The following is a 15,320-nucleotide window of genomic DNA, read 5'->3' as shown; positions in this document are numbered from 1 at the left end:
TACTATCTTCATAAAAAAGCCCCACCGATAAGGTGAGGCTATTGGTAGATATTAAAGACTCGCTATTCTTGATGGGCGTTGGTTTGCTCTTGAGCCGCTTTCTTTGCCGCCATTTCCTTCTCTGCAAGCTTCGCTTTTTCAATCATAGGTGTAATGGTGGAGCCTTGAATAAGAATAGAGAAAACCACCACAGAGTAGGTCATAACAAGAATTATCTCTTTAACGTCGATAAGTTTGTCTTCGATAACCCAAATTCCCGATGGAATAGAGAGTGCCATTGCTAAAGCAAGACCGCCGCGTAGGCCTCCCCACGTTAAAATTCGAACTGACCAAGGGTTATAAGTGCGATAGCGTTTAAAGCCTACATAGGCCAGTGCGACACTTAAATAGCGTGCACCAAGAACCAGAGGAATAGAGAAGGCCATCAAAATCCAGTCTTCTTGATGGAATTGGAACAGCAGCATCGACATACCAATAAGTAAGAACAGTACGCCATTTAAAAACTCATCAACAAGCTCCCAGAAGTGGTCTAGGTGGTCTTCTGTTTCTTTTGAAAAGCCGATATAACGAGTCCAGTTACCGATCATAATGCCTGACACCACCATCGACAATGGGCCTGAAACATGAAGCACTTCTGCAAAAGCATAGCCGGCTGTTGGGATACCTATGGTAAGTAGTAGTTCCATAGAGTGGTCGTCGGTCGAGCTAATTAGGTAGTGGAATACTAAGCCTAAAACAAAGCCATATAAGATACCGCCCAGAGCTTCTTGTAAGAACAACATAGTCACGCTGCCGACAGTTGGTGTCTCACTGCCAAAAGCGATCGTAAAGAGAGTGACGAAGATAACCAGACCGAAACCATCGTTAAACAGTGACTCACCTTCAACCTGCGTTGAAACGCGTTCAGGCGCTTTGAGCTTTTTGACGATTGCCAATACTGCGATAGGGTCCGTTGGAGAGATAAGAGCACCAAATAGCAAGCAGTAGATGAGATCAAACTGAATGCCAATGACATTACAAAATCCATACAGCACAAAACCGATGAAGAAGGTCGAGAATAGTGTGGCACCGAGTGCGAGAACGGTGATTTCCCATTTCTGATCTTTTAAGTGAGGCAATTTAATACCCAAACCACCTGCAAAGAGTAAGAAACCAAGGATCCCTTGTAGAAGGAAGTCTTCAAAATCAATATCAGCTACGGTCTCTGTGGCAATCTCAGTAAGTTGAAACCAATCGTTTTGGCCAGCAATCAAGATGAGCAGCGACAGCATCATTGCACCAGCTGTGATGGCTATCGTAGTCTGCATTTTTCCTATCTTGCTGTTTACAAAGGCAATTAACATTGCCGCTGCCGACAAAAAACATAAAGTCTGATAAACGGACATCACTCCACCTAGTTTGTAAAAAAATGTTAATGGGATTTTGTGCTTCTCTTGCAGGAATATCAATCACTATTTTTGAATTCATTCCTCTTGTTTATAGATTAGAGCTTAATGAGGTAACTTGCGGATTTTTCTCATAACCGAAATGAAATTGTAGTCAGTGGATAGAATATAGAAGCGCTTGTGTCAGTCCTTTTAGTTAGATAACGTGGAAGATAATAAGACTAGAAAGATTTTTAGACGTCTAGATTTCTAAAAAATCTATGATACGATGACGGCATAAGCAAGGAATGAGGCAGTATCGTGGGAAGTAACGTAAGACAACAAATAGAGAGTCAGCTAAGGCAACGAATTCTACTGATTGATGGTGGTATGGGCACCATGATTCAGGGTTATAAACTTGAGGAAGAAGACTACCGAGGTGAGCGCTTTGCTGATTGGCCGAGTGATCTGAAGGGTAACAATGACCTTTTAGTATTGACTCAGCCAGCACTTATTAAAGAGATCCATAGTGCTTATCTGGAAGCCGGCGCGGACATCTTAGAGACCAATACCTTTAACGCTACCACGATAGCAATGGCCGACTATGATATGGAATCGCTCAGCGAGGAAATTAACTACCAAGCGGCAAAGCTGGCTCGTGAAGCCGCAGATGAGTGGACGACTAAAACGCCAGACCGACCTCGTTATGTTGCTGGTGTACTTGGCCCAACCAACAGAACCTGTTCAATATCTCCCGATGTAAATGATCCTGGTTATCGTAATGTCACGTTTGATGAATTGGTAGAAGCGTATTCAGAATCAACACATGCACTGATCAAAGGTGGCTCAGACCTCATCCTTATCGAAACTATCTTCGATACACTCAATGCGAAGGCGTGTGCTTTTGCCGTCGAATCTGTGTTCGAAGAGCTTGGCTATGAACTGCCAGTGATGATTTCGGGCACAATTACCGATGCATCCGGACGAACTCTTTCAGGTCAAACAACAGAAGCTTTCTATAACGCGTTACGTCACGTAAGACCGCTTTCCTTTGGCTTAAACTGCGCTTTAGGCCCTGATGAGCTTAGGCAATATGTTGAAGAAATGTCGCGTATTGGCGAGAGCTTTGTTTCTGCTCACCCTAATGCAGGCTTACCTAACGCCTTTGGTGAATATGACTTGTCGCCAGAAGATATGGCAGAGCACATTGGTGAGTGGGCGCGCAGTGGCTTCCTAAACCTCGTTGGTGGCTGTTGTGGTACGACACCTGAGCATATTCGTCAAATGGCGAATGCCGTTGAAGGCGTCACTCCTCGTCCTCTACCAGAGCTACCTGTAGCTTGTCGACTATCAGGGTTAGAGCCACTGACGATTGAGAAAGACTCTTTATTTATTAACGTTGGTGAACGTACTAACGTAACTGGCTCTGCACGATTTAAGCGCCTAATTAAAGAAGAGCAATATGACGAAGCGTTGGAGGTTGCTCGTCAGCAAGTTGAAAATGGCGCGCAGATCATCGATATCAATATGGATGAAGGCATGCTTGATGCTGAGGCGTGCATGGTTCGATTCTTAAACCTGTGTGCTTCTGAGCCTGAAATCTCTAAAGTACCAATCATGGTTGACTCATCAAAATGGGAAGTGATTGAAGCTGGCCTGAAGTGTATTCAAGGTAAAGGCATCGTTAACTCGATTTCCATGAAGGAAGGCAAAGAGAAATTTGTTGAGCAAGCGAAGTTAATCAGGCGCTACGGTGCTGCGGTTATCGTGATGGCGTTTGATGAAATTGGTCAAGCAGAGACACGTGAGCGTAAGCTAGAAATTTGTACCAACGCCTACAATATTCTGGTCGATGAGGTTGGTTTTCCACCTGAAGATATCATTTTTGACCCTAACATTTTCGCAGTGGCGACAGGTATAGAAGAGCACAACAACTACGCTGTGGATTTCATTGAAGCCGTTGCCGATATTAAACGTGACCTTCCACATGCCATGATTTCTGGTGGTGTGTCTAATGTCTCGTTCTCTTTCCGCGGTAACAACTATGTCCGCGAAGCCATTCATGCCGTGTTCCTTTATCACTGTTTTAAAAATGGTATGGACATGGGTATCGTAAATGCTGGTCAGCTTGAGATTTACGACAATGTGCCTGAGAAATTGCGTGAAGCGGTTGAAGATGTCGTACTTAACCGCCGTGATGATGGCACCGAAAGACTGCTTGATATTGCCGCTGAGTATGCCAATAAGGGTGTGGGCAAAGAGGAGGATGCCAGTGCACTTGAATGGCGCACTTGGCCGGTCTCAAAGCGTTTAGAGCATGCTTTGGTAAAAGGTATCACTGAGTTTATTGTTGAAGATACCGAAGAGGCGCGTGTTAATGCGTCTAAACCTCTGGAAGTCATTGAAGGGCCATTAATGGATGGCATGAACGTGGTGGGTGATCTGTTTGGTGAAGGCAAAATGTTCTTACCTCAGGTTGTAAAATCCGCTCGTGTTATGAAACAGGCGGTTGCCCACCTAGAACCGTTTATTAATGCAGAGAAACAAGCAGGTTCTTCAAACGGTAAGATCTTACTTGCGACAGTTAAAGGCGATGTTCACGATATTGGTAAGAACATCGTTGGTGTTGTATTGCAATGTAACAACTACGAAATCATTGATCTTGGCGTTATGGTGCCGTGCGAAACGATTCTTAAAGTCGCCAAAGAAGAGAACGTGGATATTATCGGTCTGTCCGGACTGATTACTCCGTCTCTTGATGAGATGGTCCATGTGGCAAAAGAGATGGAGCGTCAAGGCTTCACATTGCCACTGTTGATAGGCGGTGCTACTACATCCAAAGCGCACACGGCGGTGAAGATCGAACAGAACTACAGTGAACCCGTTGTTTACGTGAATAACGCTTCTCGTGCGGTTGGTGTTTGTACTTCACTGTTATCTGAAGAGCTTAAACCGGCCTTCATTGAAAAGCTTGATATCGATTATGAACGCGTGCGCGATCAGCACAACCGTAAAAAGCCAAGAACTAAACCGGTGACGCTTGAAGAAGCTAGATCAAACAAGGTGGCTATCGATTGGCAAAACTACACGCCACCAATTCCAGCGAAGCCGGGTGTGCATGTATTCGAGAACTTTGAGGTCGCAACACTAAGAAATTATATCGATTGGACCCCGTTCTTTATGACTTGGTCGCTGGTGGGCAAGTATCCTGCGATACTAGAGCATGAAGAGGTAGGTGAAGAAGCTAAACGATTGTTCCATGATGCCAATGAGTTGCTAGACCGAGTTGAACGTGAAGGCTTGCTAAAAGCAAGTGGCATGTGTGCCTTGTTCCCAGCGGCATCTGTCGGAGATGATATTGAAGTATACACTGATGAAACTCGCACCCAAGTTCGCAAAGTACTGCATAACTTGCGTCAGCAAACTGAAAAGCCTAAAGGGTTCAACTACTGTCTTTCTGATTATGTAGCACCAAAAGAAAGTGGTAAGCAAGATTGGATTGGTGCGTTTGCGGTAACCGGTGGTATTGGTGAGCGTGAACTGGCTGACGAGTACAAAGCTCAAGGTGACGATTACAATGCGATCATGATCCAAGCGGTTGCTGATCGTTTGGCAGAAGCGTTTGCAGAATACATGCATGAGAAAGTTCGTAAAGAGATCTGGGGTTACTCAGCAGATGAAGCCCTGTCTAATGACGATCTGATTCGTGAAAAGTACCAAGGTATCCGACCAGCCCCTGGCTACCCAGCCTGTCCAGAGCATACGGAAAAAGGTGCGTTGTGGGAGCTACTCGAGGTCGAGCAAACTATCGGTATGTCACTGACTTCTAGCTATGCGATGTGGCCTGGAGCTTCTGTGTCCGGATGGTATTTCTCACACCCTGACTCTCGATACTTTGCAATTGCACAGATTCAACAAGATCAGGTAGACAGCTATGCTGATCGTAAAGGTTGGGATCAAACGGAAGCTGAGAAGTGGTTAGGGCCTAATATCAACTAGGTTGTTCCATTTGGAAGTAGAGAAAACGGCACCTTTTGGTGCCGTTTCTTTTAATACAGGTTGGTTATTTTTTGTTCTTTGGAAAAACTTTGACCATCTTGATACGGTTCTCTTCCAGTTCAACAATTTCCATTTGATGCTCTGCAACTTGAACACTCAGGTGGCTTTCAGGAATATCTTCCAAATACTCCAGCATTAAACCATTCAATGTTCTAGGGCCATCTGTTGGTAGGTTCCATTTAAGGCCTTTATTAATGTCTCGGATGTTGGCGCTGCCTTCGATCAAGAAGCTGCCGTCCCCTTGTGGCGTAATTTCATCAGAGAGTGTTGGCGCCATTGAAGTTGTGAACTCACCAACGATTTCCTCGAGAATGTCTTCTAGGGTGACGAGGCCATTAATATCACCGTATTCATCAACGATCAGTCCGATGCGTTCTTTATTACGTTGGAACTTTAGCATTTGCACGTTGAGTGGCGTCCCTTCAGGAATGAAGTAAACCTCATCAGCACTTCGGAGCAGGGTTTCTTTGGTGAATTCGTTTTTCTCCAACATTAAACGATAAGATTCACGTAGACGCAGCATCCCAACTACTTCATCAATCTGATCTCGATACAGCACCACACGACCATGAGGTGAGTGGGTTAACTGACGAACAATTGATTTCCAATCATCATTAATATTGATGCCAGTAATCTCGTTGCGAGGGATCATAATGTCATTCACGGTCACGTGTTCAAGATCGAGAATAGAAATCAGCATATCTTGGTGACGTCGTGGGATCAGCGAGCCAGCTTCATTAACTACTGTTCTCAGCTCCTCCGAGCTTAAATGATCTTCATCATTGTGATTAACGCGAATACCCAACAAGCGAATGAAGCCGTTAGTAATAAAGTTAACTAAAACAACCAGAGGAGACAGAACCTTCATCAGAATGGTCAGCAAGATACTGCTCATAAAAGAGACGCGTTCTGGATACAGGGCGGCGAGCGTTTTCGGTGTGACTTCGGCAAAGACCAAAATAATCAGAGTTAGTGCACCTGTGGCAATGGCGACACCAATATCACCATAAAGGCGTAAACCGATGACGGTGGCTATGGCTGAGGCGAGAATATTAACGAGGTTGTTACCGATGAGAATTAACCCAATCAACCGATCTGGGCGATTGAGTAAGCGCTCGACGCGTTTCGCGCCTTTGTGGCCTGTCTTAGAAAGATGTTTAAGTCGATAGCGGTTCAGAGACATCATCCCTGTCTCTGAGCCGGAAAAGTAGCCGGAAATTACAATTAGACCTGCAAGGATTGCAAACAAAATACCGGTCGAAATGTCGTCCAAAACTTCAAAATTCCTTTAGTTAATAGCTGGTTAATTAATGAACCATTTATACTGTGTTGTCAACGCGACATTCGTAGTGTGCCAAGTAGAGCATATCAAGCCATTTAGCTTAGTATGATTTCCCTGACGAATCGGCTACCGAAGTAAGCTAGAGTGAGCAAGGTTGCGCCTGCAACGGCAAACCAAGTCACTTTTTTGCCGCGCCATCCTTTGCGGTAATGTCCCCAAAGCAATACTGAGTAGATAATCCAAGCCAAGAACGAAAGTACACCTTTGTGAGCCTTGCCTTGAGCAAACATATCTTGAACAAACACAAAACCAGTAAGAAGCGTTGCTGTAAGCAGACCAGTGCCAATCAAAATGATCTTGAAAAGCTGTCTTTCAACCATCATTAAAGGTGGAAGATTAGGATTAATGGTCAGTGCTTTCTTATTCTTAAGCTTATGGTCAAGCCACGCTAATTGAATTGCGTAAAGCGCACCAATGGAGAGCGTAGAATAGGAAAAAAGTGCTAACGAAATATGAATCAGCAGTTTTGGATTATGCTCCAAGTGAGTAATAAACGCAGTTGGAACAAAAGCGGCGGCGGAGAGATTAATGGCGGCAAAGCCGTAAACCACAGGCAATAAGAACCAAATTCGCGTTTTAAGCATGGCAACGCTCATAAACAGCGAAATAATGAAGCCAATTAATGAAGCGACATTCAAGATGCTGAGGTTTTGTCCACTGCCACTTAAGATGAGATCACTGAGTAGCCACGCATGAAAAGCTAGTGCTAAAACCGCACTGACGAGAACAGTTTTTGTACGGATCCCGACCTGGTGGACCAAGCCTGGGATAATTGTAACGATGGCCAGCACATAAAGAATAGCGGCCGCAATTGCGATTAAACTGTCCATTTTTCCTAAAAAATCGATTGCTTAGAGCTGGAATTATACCCTGCATCGACTCAATGAGCCATGGCAGAAGTAAAAAGTATTGACTCGTATTTGATCTTGTTAGGTATGACTCTCACTGCTGGCTAAGGTATACTCACTACAATTGATCGCAATTTACAGCGAAGAGAAAGAAATGTTTGAGAATTTAACGGATCGTCTATCCAAAACGCTGAAGAATATCAGCGGCAAAGGTCGTCTGACCGACGACAATATTAAAGATACTCTGCGCGAAGTTCGCATGGCGCTTCTAGAAGCCGACGTTGCTCTGCCAGTAGTTCGAGATTTCATCAAAGGCGTAAAAGAGCGTGCCGTTGGTGTTGAAGTTTCTAAATCCTTAACTCCGGGCCAAGAGTTCATCAAAATCGTTCAAGCTGAGCTTGAGTCGGTCATGGGTGAATCCAACGAAGCACTGGACCTAGCTGCACAGCCGCCGGCGGTCATCTTAATGGCAGGTCTGCAAGGTGCGGGTAAAACGACCAGTGTTGGTAAACTCTCTAAACTGCTGCATGAGCGTGACAAGAAGAAAGTTCTTGTGGTGTCTGCCGACGTTTATCGTCCAGCTGCGATCAAACAGCTAGAAACACTTGCTACCGATATTGGCGTTGATTTCTTCCCTTCATCAGCAGATCAAAAGCCAATTGATATCGCCAATGCAGCTATCGATCATGCGAAGAAAAAGTTTTATGACGTATTGATTGTCGATACCGCGGGTCGTTTAGCGGTTGATCATGAGATGATGGATGAGATTAAAGATCTCCATTCAGCAATCAACCCAGTCGAAACGCTGTTTGTTGTCGATGCGATGACAGGTCAGGATGCCGCGAACACAGCAAAAGCTTTTGGTGATGCGCTGCCGTTAACGGGTGTCATCTTAACTAAAGTCGACGGTGATGCTCGTGGTGGTGCGGCGCTTTCTGTTCGTCATATTACGGGTAAACCAGTTAAGTTCTTGGGTGTGGGTGAAAAGACTGACGCACTAGAACCTTTCCACCCAGATCGTGTTGCATCACGTATCTTAGGCATGGGTGACGTTCTTTCTCTTATCGAAGATTTACAACGTAATGTTGATACCGATAAAGCAGAAAAGATGGCGAAGAAGTTCAAGGAGAAGAAAGGTTTCGACCTAGAAGATTTCCGTGAGCAACTTGGTCAGATGCAAAATATGGGCGGTATGATGGGAATGATGGACAAGCTACCAGGCATGTCTAACTTACCTGATAACGTTAAAGACAAAGTTGACGACAAGATGTTTAAGCAGATGGAAGCGATCATCAACTCAATGACAATGAAAGAGCGTCAACGTCCTGAATTAATTAAAGGTTCTCGTAAAAAGCGTATCGCTGCAGGTTCTGGTACTCAAGTGCAAGATGTTAACCGTCTCTTGAAGCAATTCACTCAGATGCAAAAAATGATGAAGAAGATGCAGAAAGGCGGCATGCGCGGAATGATGCGCAACATGCAAGGCATGATGGGTGGCATGGGCGGCGGCGGCTTCAATCCATTTGGTCGCTAGCCGTGGATTGGCTCAGGTTTCAGTCCCTTAAGTTTCAAACTGTTATCTGCGTCACACGAGAAATGCCAGCCAAAAACTGGTGAAAAAATAGCTAAACCCCTTGCAATGCCTCGGAATAAGAGTAAAATTCCGGGGCTTTATTTTGGCACGAGACCTCAGGTTGCTCATTAGAGAAACACTTCTGAGGTCATTTTTATTATTGAGAAAGCAAAGAGGACGATATGGTAACCATTCGTTTGGCACGTCACGGCGCTAAGAAGCGTCCATTCTATCAAATCGTAGTAGCGGACAGCCGCAATGCAGCGACTGGCCGTTTCATCGAGAAAGTGGGTTTCTTTAACCCAACTGCTACTGGTCAAGAAGAAGGTCTACGTCTAGACCTAGAGCGCGTTAACCACTGGGTTGGTCAAGGCGCAACAGTTTCTGACCGTGTTGCTAAGCTAGTTAAAGACGCTCAAAAAGCGGCTTAATTATTAGTTTAGTTAGCAGTATGTCGTCGATGAAAGGTAAAGAAACTATGAGCAATACTCCCGAAAGAATTGTTGTAGGTAAATTTGGTTCTACTTATGGCATTCGTGGATGGCTTAAAGTGTTTACCTACACAGACAATCCTGAAAGTATTTTCGATTACAGTCCTTGGTACATTAGTCAAAAGGGCGAATGGGTCGAATTGAAAGTTGAAAGTTGGAAGCGCCATAACAAAGGTATGGTGTGTAAACTTGAAGGTCTTGAGGTTCGTGAAGAAGCTCACCTACTAACTAACTTTGAAATTGCAATTGATCCAGCTGTACTTCCTGAACTGTCAGAAGATGAGTTCTACTGGCGCGAATTGTTCGGCATGAAAGTAGTGACCACAAAAGGTTACGACCTAGGTGAAGTAACCGACATGTTGGAAACGGGTTCGAACGATGTTCTGGTTGTGAAAGCAAATCTGAAAGATGCTTTTGGGCAAAAGGAACGGTTGATACCGTACCTTGAAGAGCAAGTGATCAAGAAAGTTGATCGCGAAGCTCAACGGATCGAAGTTGACTGGGATCCTGGATTCTAATCCTTAATTGGTAACTGAAAGAGCGAGAGAACAGATGTGGGTTGGCGTAATTAGCCTTTTTCCAGACATGTTCCGCAGCGTTACTGATTATGGAGTAACAGGTCAAGCGGTTAAAAAAGGTCTACTGTCGATTGAGACATGGAATCCTCGTGATTTCACTCACGACAAACATCGCACTGTCGATGATAGACCCTACGGTGGTGGTCCTGGCATGTTGATGATGGTTCAGCCATTGCGCGATGCCATTCACGCAGCCAAACAGGCATCACCGGGTAAGACGAAAGTTATTTACCTTTCTCCTCAAGGTCGTAAGCTCGACCAGATTGGGGTAGAAGAACTAGCGAAAAACGACAACCTTGTGTTGATTTGTGGACGCTACGAAGGGGTAGATGAGCGCATCATCCAAACAGAGGTTGACGAAGAATGGTCAATCGGAGACTTTGTGATGACAGGTGGGGAAATCCCAGCCATGACGCTAATCGACTCAGTCTCACGGTTTGTTCCGGGAGTACTAGGCGATTTTGCTTCAGCAGAAGAAGATTCTTTTGCAAATGGCTTACTAGATTGTCCACACTATACGCGCCCTGAAGTTCTAGACGATTTAGAGGTACCAAGTGTCCTCAAGTCTGGTAACCATAAGGACATTCGTCGCTGGCGACTTAAGCAGTCGTTAGGCCGTACTTGGCTAAGAAGACCGGAGCTCCTGGAAAACCTAGCTCTGACTGACGAACAGGAACAATTACTTGCCGAGTTCATAAAAGAGCATCGAGTTAATAGCAAGTAACCTATTTAATTTAGTATCAGTTTATTCTAGGAATTTAAGAACATGAGTAACATCATCAAGGCTCTTGAAGAAGAGCAAATGAAATCAGGCCTACCTAAATTTGCACCAGGTGACACTGTTGTAGTTCAGGTTAAAGTAAAAGAAGGTGACCGTGAGCGTCTACAGGCTTACGAAGGCGTTGTAATCGCTATCCGTAACCGTGGTCTTCACTCTGCTTTCACTGTTCGTAAGATCTCGAACGGCGAAGGTGTTGAGCGTACGTTCCAAACTCACTCTCCAATGGTTGATAGCATCGAAGTTAAACGCCGTGGTGCAGTACGTCGTGCCAAGCTGTACTACCTACGTGAGCGTTCTGGTAAGTCTGCTCGTATCAAAGAGAAACTTGCTAAGAAGTAATGCTATTTTACTAGCGTTCTCAAGTATTAAGCGGAGCCCAAGGGCTCCGCTTTTTTTTATGTTTAAAGTTAACACATTAGCACTTTTACTTATGTGTCCGGTTAGAACTGTTAGCTATGAGCCCGGTCAGTACGCTTTGGTAAGATCCCTGCCTACGCAGGGATGATGAGAGGTAAATGGCGGTAATTTCTAGACGAAGTTAATAATTATCTTCAGACCAGCCATCGCTGTCAGACATATCTGGTGCGCCAGGAATGGTGTTCTCTTCGTCGGCCCACTCACCAAAATCAATCATTTGGCACTGCTTTGAGCAAAACGGGCGAAAAGGGCTGTCTTCGTTCCATACAACTTCAGCTTTACATTGAGGGCATGGAACAACGGTTGGTTTACTCATAGTGATTCCTGAGTGTTACTTTCAGCTGCAAACAGCTAATTCAAATTCAATATCATTAGGGTAGGCTTGACCTGATTCAAAGGCAATAAACTTCACTGCAAAGCGGTTTTTGTGCCCTGAAATCATTGGGTAGACACCATAATCCATCGGAATGGTTAGACGAAGGATATTGGCTTCTTCTGCGTCACTTTGATAAAACCCAGAGCGGGCAATTTGTTTCTTAAAGCGACCAGTCTCACGAGTGAGCTTCAGCCATAACTGAAGGGCATTCATAAGTGGTTTGACTGACGCTAACCAAGCTTCAGCATCATGCATACGTTTTTCAATCGGCAGATGTAACCAGTAATGCAATGACGGAAGATCGAAACAGCATGAACCACCCGGCAGTCCAAATCGTTGGCGGATTGCGCTGAGGAAGCGATCTTCTTTCAGGGATTGACCGAATCGTTCGGCCATCATCAAGTCTTTATGTACACCATCTAGATCCCTTAAGATCGAGCCTAGCATTTCCTGATCGACGTCATCGACATTAAGCCATGCACGATAAGTTTGGCGTTGCTTCTCAAGATCTTTAGCAAGTTCGCTTTTGAGCTGGATTTGTTCAAAGATCTCCAGTAAATCAAACAGTGATTTGAAGAAAATTTGATACTGATAATTATCTGAAAAAGACGAGGAGTGCTGAAGCTGTCTCAATAGAGATTCAACTCTTAGGTACATTCTTGTTTTTTCATTAAGAGGGTGTTCGAATCTATTTGTGATCATCTGCTAGCCTTTAAACGCTTCCCTGCTATTTTCACCGATTTTGTTCGCATAATGCTAGGTACTTTTGGTGTAATTCTGTGACTTGGGACAAAAGTTGAGCGTTATCAGTATTATTATCAATCACATCGTCAGCATGCAATAAACGAGTTTCTCGGTCTACTTGTGATTTGAGTATAGAACGCACTTGTGACTCAGGCACCCCATCACGTGTCATTGTTCGGTAAATTTGTGTTTCTTCACAGACATCTACAACTAAAACACGGTCAGCCATAGTTTGCAGCCCATTCTCGATGAGAAGTGGAACTACGAATAGGGTATAAGGGCTGGTGGATGCATCCAGTTGTGATTGCATGCGCTCTCTGATCATCGGGTGCAGTAAGTTATTTACCCAAAGTTTTTCGTCCTCATTAGCAAAAATACGCTCCCGAAGTGTGCTGCGATTAAGAGAACCATCTGCTTGGAGGATCGCAACACCAAAGTGTTGCGTTAAAGCGTCAAGACCTGCCGAACCTACTTCTACAACTTCTCGAGCAACAAGGTCTGCATCGACCACATCAATGGCGAAGTTATCGTGAAAAAGGTTGGCAACGGTGGTTTTTCCGCTGGCAATACCGCCGGTAAGCCCAATAACAAATCCCATGGTTACATCCCTATATACGACGTGAGGTAGTATTGAATAAGCTGCTCGCCCCACAATGCGCTAATCCAACCGGCAATAGCGAGATAAGGGCCGAAAGGAAATGCAACATCAATCCCTTTCTTTTGCATTCGCAATTGAACGAGACCAAATAAAACCCCGACAACGGATGACATTAAGACGATCAGAGGCAAGTGTTGCCAGCCTAACCATGCTCCGAGAGCTGCCAGCAACTTAAAGTCACCGTAGCCCATACCCTCTTTACCTGTTAGTAGTTTAAACAGCCAGAAAATGGACCATAAGCAGAGGTAGCCAGCCATGGCACCAATTACAGAATCCGTCAACGAAATTGGAGAGATGCCTAATAATGCTAGTGCAATGCCTAACCACATCAGAGGTAAGGTAAGCTGGTCTGGCAACAGCATGGTATCGAAGTCAATAAAAGTGGCACCGATAAGCACGAAGGTAAAGACGATTAACGCTAAGCTATATTCACTATACCCAAGTTGCCACGCTACGGTTGCACACATGGCTGCCGTCAGGAGCTCAATAAGTGGGTAACGAGCACTGATTTTATGACTGCAATGATGACACTTGCCCTTAAGTAACAACCAGCTGAGTACAGGAATATTATCGATAATTCGAATCGGTGTATGGCATTTAGGGCATGCCGAGCGCGGCACGCTAAGGTTAAATTTATCTTCTGGAGGGGCAATTTTGTACTCAGGAAAGGCTTCGGCACATTCTTCGCGCCAACCACGCTCCATCATTATCGGTAATCGATAAATGACGACATTCAAAAAACTGCCAACGATCAAGCCGAAGAGAGCCGCAAAAGCAGGGAAGAGCCAAGGATAATAAGAAAATGCGTCCATTCTTGAGTATGAAACCGTAAAATCAGTGAGTTATTGCCTATGTTAGCCTATTACCGACATTAAGTTAAAGATAGGTAAGTACATTGCAATCACTAACCCGCCAATTATTGCACCAAGGAAGACAATAACCAAAGGCTCGATGATTGTTCCTAAGTTGTCTACGATGTTATCGACATCCGCCTCATAGATGCTAGCGATCTTATTGAGCATTTCATCTAACTTGCCAGTTTCTTCACCTATCATGACCATTTGCAGCACCATCTCAGGGAAAGCGAGACTGTTTCGCATTGCTAAATGAACAGGTACGCCCGCTACGACATGAGTGTGTATAGAAAAAATAGCTTGTTGAAAGTAAGCGTTCTCTGTTGTTCTTGCGCTCGCTTGTATGCCAGTGAGTATCGGTATTCCAGAACTAAAACTGGTCGCTAATGTTCGGCTAAATTTGGCAATGGTTGCTTTGGTAATGATGTCGCCAACAACGGGCAGTTTGATGGCTAATTTACTTATATATAATTCGGCAGTAGCATTTTTAAGGCTAATAAACTTAATGCTAGCAATCAATAAACCTAGAGAAGCAACGCTAACCAGTCCGTATGATTGGCTCCAGTTTGATAGCTCCAGCACCTCGGATGTGAACCAAGGTAAATTGGCATTGAACCCTTTAAACATCGATTCAAATTCAGGAATCACACTCGTGAGCATCAAATAGGTTACGGCACAAGAAACTATCAGCACCATACTTGGATATATCATGGCTTTAACGACTTTAGACTGCAGAGCATCATGTTTTTCACGATATGTTGCTAACCTATCTAACGTCACCGCAATGTTTCCGGACGATTCGCCCGTCGCAATCATATCGATATAGAAGCGGTCAAAATGTGTACTTAGTGCTTGTAGCGCTTGAGCGATAGGGACGCCACTCTCCACTCGGCTAGCGACCTGATTAAGGACCGATTTCATTTCGGCTTTGGAGTGGCTTTCAGAGATAAGCTTAAGGGCTTGAACAAGAGGAACTCTTGTCGTCAGCAAAGTAGCCAATTGCCTAGTGAATAGAGTGATGTCTTTGCGTGAAATCTTGTGGGTTAATCTGGTCCAAAACGAAATGCGATGGCGAGAAATTTTTCTGATATGGATTTGCTGCCGACCTAATTGATTTCTGACCTCCATTTCGGTTAAAGCAAGGATTTGCCCCTTTGCTTTTGCGCCAGATCGATCAACACCTCTCCAGCGGAACTTTCTTAATGGCATAGGAAGCGGGTTAGGCATAGGGGCAT

General features: G+C 44.6%; 14 protein-coding genes. 6 read left to right on the top strand and 8 right to left on the bottom strand.

Going from position 1 to position 15,320, the window contains the following annotated elements:
* Window positions 1–62: 62 nt before the first annotated feature.
* Window positions 63–1,385 carry a cation:proton antiporter gene (locus tag JKJ11_RS14900; RefSeq protein ID WP_240207103.1) on the bottom strand — a complete coding sequence of 441 codons (1,323 nt, stop codon included), beginning with the start codon at window positions 1,383–1,385 and terminating at the stop codon, window positions 63–65.
* Window positions 1,386–1,685: 300 nt separating this feature from the next.
* Between JKJ11_RS14900 and metH the strand changes: the two genes are divergently transcribed.
* Window positions 1,686–5,363 (top strand): methionine synthase, encoded by a 3,678-nt coding sequence (metH, locus tag JKJ11_RS14895; protein WP_198558341.1) that lies wholly within the window; start codon window positions 1,686–1,688, stop codon window positions 5,361–5,363.
* Window positions 5,364–5,427: 64 nt separating this feature from the next.
* Here metH and JKJ11_RS14890 read toward each other — a convergent pair whose 3' ends face one another.
* On the bottom strand, window positions 5,428–6,696 hold the full coding sequence (locus tag JKJ11_RS14890; protein WP_006075528.1) for an HlyC/CorC family transporter: 1,269 nt from the start codon (window positions 6,694–6,696) through the stop codon (window positions 5,428–5,430).
* Window positions 6,697–6,800: 104 nt separating this feature from the next.
* Complete coding sequence (locus tag JKJ11_RS14885) at window positions 6,801–7,595, bottom strand: cytochrome C assembly family protein (RefSeq protein ID WP_198558340.1); 795 nt, start codon at window positions 7,593–7,595, stop codon at window positions 6,801–6,803.
* Window positions 7,596–7,767: 172 nt separating this feature from the next.
* Here JKJ11_RS14885 and ffh point away from each other — a divergent pair, with 172 nt between their 5' ends.
* The 5 genes from ffh to rplS all read left to right on the top strand — a co-directional run bounded on the left by ffh (window position 7,768) and on the right by rplS (window position 11,375).
* The gene (gene ffh, locus JKJ11_RS14880) at window positions 7,768–9,147 is read left to right on the top strand and encodes a signal recognition particle protein (RefSeq protein ID WP_006075530.1); all 1,380 of its coding nucleotides are present in this window, start codon (window positions 7,768–7,770) and stop codon (window positions 9,145–9,147) included.
* Window positions 9,148–9,368: 221 nt separating this feature from the next.
* Window positions 9,369–9,617 (top strand): 30S ribosomal protein S16, encoded by a 249-nt coding sequence (gene rpsP / locus JKJ11_RS14875; protein ID WP_031494887.1) that lies wholly within the window; start codon window positions 9,369–9,371, stop codon window positions 9,615–9,617.
* 20 nt (window positions 9,618–9,637) lie between these two features.
* Window positions 9,638–10,195 carry a ribosome maturation factor RimM gene (gene rimM / locus JKJ11_RS14870; protein WP_031494889.1) on the top strand — a complete coding sequence of 186 codons (558 nt, stop codon included), beginning with the start codon at window positions 9,638–9,640 and terminating at the stop codon, window positions 10,193–10,195.
* Between the two features lie 34 nt (window positions 10,196–10,229).
* Window positions 10,230–10,979: a tRNA (guanosine(37)-N1)-methyltransferase TrmD gene (gene trmD / locus JKJ11_RS14865; RefSeq protein ID WP_038224311.1), complete on the top strand. Its 750-nt coding sequence runs from the start codon at window positions 10,230–10,232 to the stop codon at window positions 10,977–10,979.
* 42 nt (window positions 10,980–11,021) lie between these two features.
* The gene (rplS, locus tag JKJ11_RS14860) at window positions 11,022–11,375 is read left to right on the top strand and encodes a 50S ribosomal protein L19 (protein ID WP_006074418.1); all 354 of its coding nucleotides are present in this window, start codon (window positions 11,022–11,024) and stop codon (window positions 11,373–11,375) included.
* 199 nt (window positions 11,376–11,574) lie between these two features.
* On the opposite strand, the gene yacG is transcribed toward rplS, so the two are convergent.
* The 5 genes from yacG to JKJ11_RS14835 are packed head-to-tail and all read right to left on the bottom strand — an operon-like array spanning window position 11,575 to window position 15,312.
* Window positions 11,575–11,769 (bottom strand): DNA gyrase inhibitor YacG, encoded by a 195-nt coding sequence (gene yacG / locus JKJ11_RS14855; RefSeq protein WP_006074419.1) that lies wholly within the window; start codon window positions 11,767–11,769, stop codon window positions 11,575–11,577.
* Between the two features lie 21 nt (window positions 11,770–11,790).
* The gene (gene zapD, locus JKJ11_RS14850; RefSeq protein WP_006074420.1) at window positions 11,791–12,531 is read right to left on the bottom strand and encodes a cell division protein ZapD; all 741 of its coding nucleotides are present in this window, start codon (window positions 12,529–12,531) and stop codon (window positions 11,791–11,793) included.
* A gap of 31 nt (window positions 12,532–12,562) precedes the next feature.
* A complete protein-coding gene (gene coaE / locus JKJ11_RS14845) occupies window positions 12,563–13,171 on the bottom strand; it encodes a dephospho-CoA kinase (RefSeq protein ID WP_252038393.1) in 609 nt (202 codons plus the stop codon).
* A 2-nt stretch (window positions 13,172–13,173) separates the two neighbouring features.
* Window positions 13,174–14,043, bottom strand: coding sequence for a prepilin peptidase (locus JKJ11_RS14840; RefSeq protein ID WP_124940291.1), 870 nt, complete (start codon window positions 14,041–14,043; stop codon window positions 13,174–13,176).
* Between the two features lie 42 nt (window positions 14,044–14,085).
* Complete coding sequence (locus tag JKJ11_RS14835; RefSeq protein ID WP_006074424.1) at window positions 14,086–15,312, bottom strand: type II secretion system F family protein; 1,227 nt, start codon at window positions 15,310–15,312, stop codon at window positions 14,086–14,088.
* Window positions 15,313–15,320 lie beyond the last annotated feature (8 nt).

Source organism: Vibrio sp. SCSIO 43133 (assembly GCF_023716845.1).
GTDB lineage: Bacteria > Pseudomonadota > Gammaproteobacteria > Enterobacterales > Vibrionaceae > Vibrio > Vibrio mediterranei.
The sequence above is the reverse complement of the archived record's forward strand: the minus strand, read 5'-3'. Positions and strand labels throughout refer to the sequence as shown.